This is a genomic window from uncultured Lamprocystis sp., assembly GCF_903933125.1.
Taxonomy (GTDB): domain Bacteria; phylum Pseudomonadota; class Gammaproteobacteria; order Chromatiales; family Chromatiaceae; genus Thiodictyon.
The window spans coordinates 1-7,969 of record NZ_CAIZIZ010000185.1 but is presented as its reverse complement, the minus strand read 5'-3'; the positions used below and the strand labels follow the sequence as shown (position 1 = coordinate 7,969).

At 67.2% G+C, this 7,969-nt stretch carries 10 protein-coding genes; all 10 read right to left on the bottom strand.

Features of this window, described 5'->3' with window-relative positions:
* Positions 1-104: 104 nt before the first annotated feature.
* The 10 genes from QZY03_RS09280 to QZY03_RS09235 all read right to left on the bottom strand — a co-directional run bounded on the left by QZY03_RS09280 (position 105) and on the right by QZY03_RS09235 (position 7,880).
* Entirely contained in the window at positions 105-311 is a 207-nt protein-coding gene (locus tag QZY03_RS09280) for a Uma2 family endonuclease (RefSeq protein WP_295580287.1), read from the bottom strand.
* A 231-nt stretch (positions 312-542) separates the two neighbouring features.
* Complete coding sequence (locus QZY03_RS09275; protein WP_295580286.1) at positions 543-2,231, bottom strand: SulP family inorganic anion transporter; 1,689 nt, start codon at positions 2,229-2,231, stop codon at positions 543-545.
* Between the two features lie 6 nt (positions 2,232-2,237).
* A complete protein-coding gene (locus tag QZY03_RS09270; RefSeq protein WP_295580284.1) occupies positions 2,238-2,528 on the bottom strand; it encodes a transcriptional regulator in 291 nt (96 codons plus the stop codon).
* Complete coding sequence (locus QZY03_RS09265; protein WP_295580282.1) at positions 2,525-3,478, bottom strand: sodium-dependent bicarbonate transport family permease; 954 nt, start codon at positions 3,476-3,478, stop codon at positions 2,525-2,527. Before QZY03_RS09265 ends, QZY03_RS09270 begins: the two co-directional genes overlap by 4 nt.
* Before the next feature lie 276 nt (positions 3,479-3,754).
* Positions 3,755-6,091 (bottom strand): VWA domain-containing protein, encoded by a 2,337-nt coding sequence (locus QZY03_RS09260; protein ID WP_295580280.1) that lies wholly within the window; start codon positions 6,089-6,091, stop codon positions 3,755-3,757.
* 29 nt (positions 6,092-6,120) lie between these two features.
* Positions 6,121-6,315: a hypothetical protein gene (locus QZY03_RS09255; protein WP_295580279.1), complete on the bottom strand. Its 195-nt coding sequence runs from the start codon at positions 6,313-6,315 to the stop codon at positions 6,121-6,123.
* A 52-nt stretch (positions 6,316-6,367) separates the two neighbouring features.
* On the bottom strand, positions 6,368-6,649 hold the full coding sequence (locus tag QZY03_RS09250; protein ID WP_295580277.1) for a 4a-hydroxytetrahydrobiopterin dehydratase: 282 nt from the start codon (positions 6,647-6,649) through the stop codon (positions 6,368-6,370).
* 51 nt (positions 6,650-6,700) lie between these two features.
* A complete protein-coding gene (locus QZY03_RS09245) occupies positions 6,701-7,141 on the bottom strand; it encodes a demethoxyubiquinone hydroxylase family protein (RefSeq protein WP_295580276.1) in 441 nt (146 codons plus the stop codon).
* 11 nt (positions 7,142-7,152) lie between these two features.
* The gene (locus QZY03_RS09240; RefSeq protein WP_295580274.1) at positions 7,153-7,491 is read right to left on the bottom strand and encodes a BMC domain-containing protein; all 339 of its coding nucleotides are present in this window, start codon (positions 7,489-7,491) and stop codon (positions 7,153-7,155) included.
* A 92-nt stretch (positions 7,492-7,583) separates the two neighbouring features.
* The gene (locus tag QZY03_RS09235; RefSeq protein WP_020504487.1) at positions 7,584-7,880 is read right to left on the bottom strand and encodes a BMC domain-containing protein; all 297 of its coding nucleotides are present in this window, start codon (positions 7,878-7,880) and stop codon (positions 7,584-7,586) included.
* Positions 7,881-7,969: the final 89 nt, after the last annotated feature.

Below are 7,969 nucleotides of genomic sequence, written 5' to 3'. Positions count from 1 at the left end.
CGGGTAGGGGGCGACAGGCCCCGGACTGTGCCGCGGGAGTCGCGGCTATGCCGCAGTATACCCCGGTATCCGGCGGATGCGCTTTTTGGGGGCTTGGGGTGCGGTCAGCGCGACCACAATTTGCCGACATCGAGCGCGATGGTGCAATCAGGTAACGCAATAGGGCAGGTTTCGCGCTGGAAATCGCCGATTTTTCGATACTCGCCATCGACCAGCCGATACACCTTGGCCTTGGTCTGGCGGGGATAGAGCAGCAGGTAGTAGCCGACGCCTTCGTCGCGGTAAAGCTGGAACTTGGTCCAATGACGAATTCCAGGGTGTCCGCCCGGGCGCGTCGTCGGCCCCGCCGAGGTCGCAGCGACCTTGCCGCCGTCCGCGCCGGTGCCTGCCTGATCAGAGCCCTAGCAGTTTGTCGGACTTGCAGCGTAAGAACTTGATTATAGAAGATAAAAAATTTGCGCCAAAAAAGCTGAAACTCTTTAACTTCAATCGGTTACCTCATCAAGTCCGACAGGCTGCTAGCCGCGGCCCCGCCCCGGCCGTCATGCGGCGAGCGCCTCGCCCCCTTTGCGCGGCCCAAGCCGCGCCAGGGCCTGCCCGAGTGCAGCCTCCCGTTCCGGCACCCAGCGTTCCGCGGGCAGGACCTTGCCCAGGCCCAGGTGTTCGAGCCGCTGCCTGGGTTGGCCGTGGCCGACCGCGAGATAGACCTGAGCGCCCTGGGCGAGCGCGTCGCGCACCGTCGACTCGATCGCCACGGCGGTGGTGACGCCCAGGTGCGGCACCTGGCGGAGGTCGATCACCACCGCCTGCGCCCCGGCGAGCTTGGACGCCTGACGGTCGATGGCGACGGCGGCACCGAAGATCAGGGGGCCGCTCAGATACAGGAGCTTGAGACGGCCGCGGCCCTGGGCCAGCAGTGAACGCTCCTCGCAGGTGAGGCCGGCACAGGGGATCTCGTCGGCCTTGCGGCGGGCGGGCAGGGTGCAGACAGACTCGGCCTGAGTATCCGCCAGGCGCCGGATGGTCAGCATGTTGGCGACGAAGAGGCCGATGCCGACGGCGGCGATCAGGTCGACGAAGACGGTCAGGGCGATGACGCCGTACATGATCGCGGCGCCCTTGATCGACACCCGATGGGCCCGGCTGAGGAAACGCCAGTCGATGATGTCGATGCCGACTTTGACGGCGATACCGGCCAGGACGGCCAGTGGGATCTGGGCGGTGAGTCCGCTGGCCCAGATCACCACCACGGCGAGGATGGCGGCGCGGGTCAGGCCCGAGAGCGCGGTGCGTCCGCCGGCCTGGATGTTGACCACGGTGCCCATGGTCGCACCGGCGCCCGGCAGGCCGCCGAAGAGTCCGGAGACCAGGTTGCCGATGCCCTGACCCATCAGCTCCTTGTCCGCCGCCACCGGTTTGCGGGTCAGGCTGCCGGCGATTACCGCCGTCAGCAGGGCGTCGACGCAGCCGAGCAGGCCGAGCACCGCGGCATCGACCACGATGGTCTGCCATTGCGCAAGGGTGAACACCGGCAGGTGCAGCGACGGCAGTCCACTGGGGATGGCCCCGATGCGCCGGATGTCCTGGTCGCCCAGCCACAGCACCGCGAGCAGGGTGCCCGCGACCAGGGCCAGCAGTTGCGGGGGCAGGTAGCGCTTCACCTGACGCGGCAGCAGGAAGAGGATCGCGAGCGTGAGACCGGCGAGGGCGGCCTCCTGCGGGTCGATGGCGCGGACCAGGTCCGGCAGCGCCTGCAGGGCGCCCAGGACGCCGCCGCCCGGGGCGGCATGCCCGAGCAGACCCGGCAACTGCAGGATGATGAGGATAAAGCCGATCCCGGACATGAAGCCCGAGATGACGATGTAGGGCATCATCGTGATGTAGCGTCCCAGCTTCATGGCCCCGAAGGCGATCTGAAACAGACCCGCCAGCATCACCACCGTGAAGGCCATGGCCAAGCCCTGCTCGGGGTCGGCGGCCACCAGGCTGGTGACCACCGCGGTAAAGACGACCGTCATGGGTCCGGTCGGTTCGGAGATCAGGGTCGGGGTGCCGCCGAAGAGCGCGGCAAAGAGCCCGATCAGCACCGCGCCGTAGAGCCCCGCCTCCGGGCCGGCCCCGGAGGCGACACCGAAGGCCAGCGCCATGGGCAGGGCGATGACCGCGGCGGTGACCCCGCCGAAGAGATCGCCGCGCAGATTATCGAAGCGGATTTCATTCAGAATCTTCATCTGGACTCACCCGTGCAGATCGACTGGGCAGCTATACATGAGCAGACCATAATCCCGGTCATAGTCCGCCCGGAGTTGGTCGACGATCCGCGCGCACTGATCGCTGTCGGCGACGATATCGACCCGGATGTTCCCGTCCTTGCGCCAGTTGCCGGTGCGCAGGCCATGGGTGCCGAGGCCGCGGGCCTCGGAAATGGTGTAGCCGATGACACCGAGCCGCTTGAAGTCATCGACCAGGCTATTTTCCAGTACCCCTTCGGTAATGATGGTCAGCAGTGTTTTTGGTTGGGCCGTCATGTTGCGGATGCTCCCAGGCCATGGAAAAACTCGGCCAGCCAATAATAGATCGGCAGGCCAAAAAAGATGTTGAATGGAAAGGTCACGCCCAGGGCAGCGCCAATGGACAGGGCCGGATTGGCCTCCGGTACCGCGATGCGCATGGCAGCGGGCGCGGCGATATAGGAGGCGCTGGCGTACAGGGTGGCAAGCAGCACCGTGCCGCCCACGGACAGACCGAGCAGCGTGCCGGTCAGGGCGCCGATCACGGCGGCCGCCAAGGGCATGACCACGGCGAAACCCAGCAGGAAGGCGCCGTAGGTCTTGAGTTCGGCGATGCGGGTGGAGGCAACCAGCCCCATCTCCAGCAGGAACAGGGCCAGCATGCCCTTGAACAGGTCGAAGAACAGGGCATCCAGCGGCTTGATCCCCTCCGGCCCGGCGATCAGACCGATGATCAGACCCCCGGTCAGCAGCAGGATGCTCTTGCCGAAGAAGACCTCGTGCAACATCTTGCCCCAGCGTACCCCGCCGCTGCCGTACTTCGCCAGGATCACGCCAATGATCAGGGCCGGCATTTCCAGCAGCACCAGGAAGACGATCAGATAGCCCTCGTAAGGGATGGCGCGCTTGCTGAGAAAGGCCACGGCGACCGAGAAGGTGACCACGCTGACCGAACCGTAGTGGCCGGCGATGGAGCCGGCGTCGGCCCGCGACAGGCCGCCCATGATGCGCAGCGCGGGAAAGGCGATGAGCGGAATGGTGGCCGCCGCGACCACGACCACTAAACTGACCAGGGCGATCTCCCCGAGCGGGTACTCGGCCAGCTTTACGCCCCCCTTGAGCCCGATGGCCAGCAGCAGATAGATGGACAGGAACTCGTAGATGCTGCCCGGGATCTTGAGGTCCGAGCGCAGCAAACCGGCTGCCGCACCCAATACGAAGAAAAAGACAACTGGTTCGAATGGCATTTGCGTGACATCCCACCGGGTGGCTAGAAGCGAGTCAAGAACAGGTTAAACACGAACATCAGCGTTCCCATTGTCGTTCTCGGCCTTGATCGTCGTTCCGGCCATTGGAGGTCGAGGCTTTAGCCGGTCCGACGTGCTGGCTAAACTGATTTCTTTTTGCTATGTCGGGACCCGCCACCGGCTAAAGCCTCGGCCTCCAGTTGCAGACGGACCTCCGCTATCCTCGATTACGACAACGACACTGGTGCGCATGGCATTCCCTGATGGATTTCTTGATCACCGCGTCAGGCTCAAGTACAGGGCCGGGAGCTTTTCCGGCAGCCGCGCGACCTGGTCGAGCACCATGTAATTGCGGGCACCGAAGATGCGCGAGACATAGTCGTCGGCGGCCGGGTCCAGGCTGACGCAGAAGGTCTGGATGCCGCGCCGGTGCAGTTCCTCCACCGCCTTGCGGGCGTCCTGACGCAGGTATTGCGGGTCGCGCACGTCGTTGTCGGCGGGCTCGCCGTCGGTGAGCACCAGGAGCAGGCGCTGGTGGCTCGGTCGGCGTGCCAGCAGCGTGCCCGCGTGGCGCAGCGCCGTGCCCATACGGGTCGACAGTTGGCCGGTCATGCCGGCCAGCCGCGCGCGCGCCGTGTCGTCATAGGGCGCATCGAAGTCCTTGAAGCGGAAATACTCCACGTCGTGCCGTCCGTTGGAATCGAAGCCATGGATGGCGAAGGGGTCGCCGATCTTGCCCAGGGCGTCGGCCAGCAGGGCCGCGGCCTCGCGCGCCAGGTCAAGCACGGTGCGCTCGTCCGCCGACTCGCGGACCGGATCGTTGGTGGATTCCGACAGGTCGATCAAGAGCAGCACCGACAGGTCCCGCACCTGCAGGCGCGTGCGGATGCCGATGCGGGTGTCCGGCTGCAGACCCAGACGGATGTCCACCAAGGCGCGGATCGCCGCGTTGAGATCGATCTCGTCGCCGTCCTCCACCCGGCGCTGGCGGATCACGCCCTGGGGCTGGACCGCCTCGATCAGGAATTTCAGTCGCCGAATCAGGGGCTGGTGCTGCTCCACCACCGCGTCGATCCGGGCCGGGTCGCCCCGCTTGGGCCGCTTTTCGAGCAAAGTGGCCCAGTTCGGCCGCTCCAGTTGGGTCTGGTAGTCCCACTCGTGGTAGTGAAAAGGGGAGGAGATCGGCTCCTTGCCCTCGCGCTCGTTGAAGCTCAGGCCGTCATCGTCGAACAGCTCGCTCGCGAGCACCCAGATCTCCTCGGCATCGTCGCCGGCCGTTTCCACGTCCAGGGTGTTGAGCATTTCCATCAGACTGACGTACTTGCGCACCTGCCGGGACTGGCCGGGCAGCAGCACCTGATCCTGCGTGTCGTCCGGGTCCGCCCACAGATGGCGGTTGTCGTCCCGGTAGGGGCAGGACGGCTGATCGGTGCGGGGATTGAATGGCAGTTCCAGGCCCCGGGCCGATTCGGCCAGCGCGAGCCCCAATGCCTGGGCCAGGTCCGTTTCCTCCAGTCGCCCGGCGGCGGCGCTGAACGCGGTGCGCGCCTGCTCCACCAGGGGATGGGTGTCCCGATAATCCGGGTCCGGCAGGGCGCGGGCGATGCGGTCCAGCACGCCGCCCCAGCCGTCGCCGCGCTCCGCATCAATGCACAGCAGAGGCTGCCAGATCAGCCGCAGTCCGGGGAAGGCGCGCACGGCCAGGGCCTCCACCCGGGCGTCCTCGAAGGCCCCGATCAGCGCCCGCTCCAACGCACTGCGCTCGGCGGCTCCCGGATCGCGGCGGGACCAGACCTGATGGGCGGCGGCATGGGCCGCGGCGGCGCGGTAGATGGTCAAACCCGCGATCCGCTCGCCGGCGGGCAGGGTCAGGTCGTCAAAAGCATCCGGGAGGTGGATGAACGACTGCGCGATATAGGGCTGGTAGCCCTCGCGGGTCTCGTAGTCGCCGGAGGTGGGGCGCAAAAAAAAGTCCCGCGCCCAGAGCGAGCGCAGGTACAGCACCAGTCGGCGCTGCACATCGACGAAGAGTACGCCGCGCTGCTCTTTTCTCATTACCGCCAGGGCGTCGTCGCTCTGCAAGGCGAAGTACCGGGCCTGAGCGGCAAAGTCATGGCGATGGGCGGAGATCCCCCAGAGTGCCCAGCGGCGCAGCCCCCCCAGGGTCAGGTGGCCGAACAGGACTTCCAGGTTTTCCAGCAGCGGACGCATCGCGCGCGGGGCCTGGGCCAGTAACTGGTCCAGCAGGCTCAGATACCCCTTGAAGAGTTCGAGTTCTCCCAGTCGGGCCGCTGCGGTCGGGGCGGTGGAGAACACCAGCGCCAGGACCCCGGCGCTGGTCTTGGAGTACATCTTGATGGCCGCGGAGAGCAGTTCCGCCACGGCCTGCTCTCCGATCTCGCGGGCCACCAGGGGTGCGCTTTCAATGAACGAAACGACCAGGTCGGTGCCGCGGCCCAGCGCCTTGAGCCCTGCGGCGCCGCGGATATAGGCGTCCAGTCCGCGCGGCGAAAAGACGCGGGCGGCCTCGTGCCAGGCGCCCTCCAGGACCGCGCCGGCATGTTCGCCCAGCTCGTCGAGGACATCCTGATACTCGGCCAGTTGAATTGCCATGCTCGCCTCGCCGTACGCCGTCGCAGGATTCAGTCAGGCCAGATGCGCCGCGGATGCAGCGGTCGGGCGGGGTCATTGAGGTCCGGTGTCCGCGGGTGCGGCGCCGGGGGCGGCGGTGCCTTGGGGCGGGTGGCGGCCTTGGTCGGCTTGGTGATCGCCGGGATCGGCGGCGCGACCGACGCGGCGGTCGGCGCCGCAGGCTGTGGTTCTTCCGGTGTGATCATGATCGCGGAACCTCGTGCGTGGTGCCTGTGCGCAGCGACGGGGATTGCGGTTTCAAGCCCCGACCGGGGAGGGGCCGGCGAGGGCCGTCACCTCCGCCGCCAACCGCAGATCGTCCGGCTGCAGGGCGGAGCCCTGGGCGCCAAGGGTGACGTTGACGTAGGTTCGGCCGAAATTCAGGTCCGGATAGACACCACTGCGCTCGGACCAGCCGGCCAGGGTGTCGAGCCAGGCCCGGGTCTCGGCATAGGATTCGAACTCGAACCGCCGGGTCAGCAGCGGCGGACGTTGCTGGGCTTGCCAACCCGGCGCCAGCGTCGGTTCAGTCTCGGTCATCGCAGATCTCTCCTTCGTATTCATTCGGGGTCATGGACGCCGGCCGCCGCTTCAGGCCGACAGCGGCAGGGGTGCCGTCAGGATCCGGTTCAGCGTTGCCAGGTGGCGCTCCTCGTCCCGCCGCAGATCGGCGAACAACTGCGCCGTCGCGGGATCGCGCAGGCGCACACAAGCCATCTCAGCCTCGGCATAGAGGCGAACCGCGGCCGTCTCCAGTGCGTGACTGGAACGGAGCATCTCGCCGCGGTCACGGCCCGGCCGCGCCGGGGCCACCTGGGTGGCCTGGGGTGTCAGCCCCAGGAGCAGCAGTCGCCCGATGATCCGTTCGACGTGCTCACGCTCCTCGTCCGCCTCGCGGCGCAGCCCCGCGGCCGCCTCCGGCAGCCCCCACAGGTCGCACAGACAGGCCTGGGTGAGATAGTGCTGGACCGCACTCAGCTCATGACCCAGGGCCTGGTTCAGATAGCCGACCACGCGCGGGTTTGCCAGCATGGCGCCGGGCCTTAGCTGCGGGCCGGCGCGATGTCGCCATCGCGGCCGCTGCCGCCGGCGCGCGGCGATTTGGGCAGCATGCCTTCCACCTCGCCATGGACGCGGGCGATGATGTGGGCGGCCACCAGACCGTCGCCCACCCGCTCACAGGCGTCCGCGCCGGCCCGCACCGCGGCATTCACGGCACCGGTCTCCCCGCGCACCAGCACGGTCACGTAGCCGCCGCCGACGAACTCGCGGCCGATCAACCGCACCTCCGCGGCCTTGGTCATGGCATCCGCCGCCTCGATGGCGGGCACCAGTCCACGGGTCTCGATCATCCCCAAAGCAATTCCAGTCACGTCAGCCATGTGCTTCCTCGATCAGTGTGCGTCAGAGTCCGCCTAGATCCCGGCGGCGGGATGAACCGCCGCCAATCGGCCCGCCAGACAACCGGGACATATCAAGCCTCGGGGGCCTTGGGCAGGATGTGCTCCACCTCGCTGTGGACACGGGCGATGATGTGCGCGGCCACCAGGCCGTCGCCGACCCGCTCGCAGGCGTCTGCCCCGGCGCGCACGGCGGCGTTGACGGCGCCAGTCTCCCCGCGCACCAGGACGGTGACATAGCCGCCGCCGACGAACTGCCGACCGATGAGACGGACCTCCGCGGCCTTGGTCATGGCGTCCGCCGCCTCGATGGCGGGAACCAGCCCACGGGTCTCGATCATGCCCAGCGCGATACCTGATACTTCAGCCATTTCTTTCTCCTGACGTTGTGGGGGGAAGTGGATAGTGGTTAGTGTTCGTTGTCGTTGTCGTTGTCGTTGTCGTTGTCGTAATCGAAGTT

Bases quoted from the DNA above. Each gene is read 5' to 3' on its own strand.
- QZY03_RS09235 (WP_020504487.1), bottom strand. From the start codon at position 7,880: ATGGCTGAAGTATCAGGTATCGCGCTGGGCATGATCGAGACCCGTGGG.
- QZY03_RS09240 (WP_295580274.1), bottom strand. From the start codon at position 7,491: ATGGCTGACGTGACTGGAATTGCTTTGGGGATGATCGAGACCCGTGGA.
- QZY03_RS09255 (WP_295580279.1), bottom strand. From the start codon at position 6,315: ATGATCACACCGGAAGAACCACAGCCTGCGGCGCCGACCGCCGCGTCG.
- QZY03_RS09270 (WP_295580284.1), bottom strand. From the start codon at position 2,528: ATGACGGCCCAACCAAAAACACTGCTGACCATCATTACCGAAGGGGTA.
- QZY03_RS09275 (WP_295580286.1), bottom strand. From the start codon at position 2,231: ATGAAGATTCTGAATGAAATCCGCTTCGATAATCTGCGCGGCGATCTC.
- QZY03_RS09260 (WP_295580280.1), bottom strand. From the start codon at position 6,091: ATGGCAATTCAACTGGCCGAGTATCAGGATGTCCTCGACGAGCTGGGC.
- QZY03_RS09245 (WP_295580276.1), bottom strand. From the start codon at position 7,141: ATGCTGGCAAACCCGCGCGTGGTCGGCTATCTGAACCAGGCCCTGGGT.
- QZY03_RS09250 (WP_295580277.1), bottom strand. From the start codon at position 6,649: ATGACCGAGACTGAACCGACGCTGGCGCCGGGTTGGCAAGCCCAGCAA.
- QZY03_RS09265 (WP_295580282.1), bottom strand. From the start codon at position 3,478: ATGCCATTCGAACCAGTTGTCTTTTTCTTCGTATTGGGTGCGGCAGCC.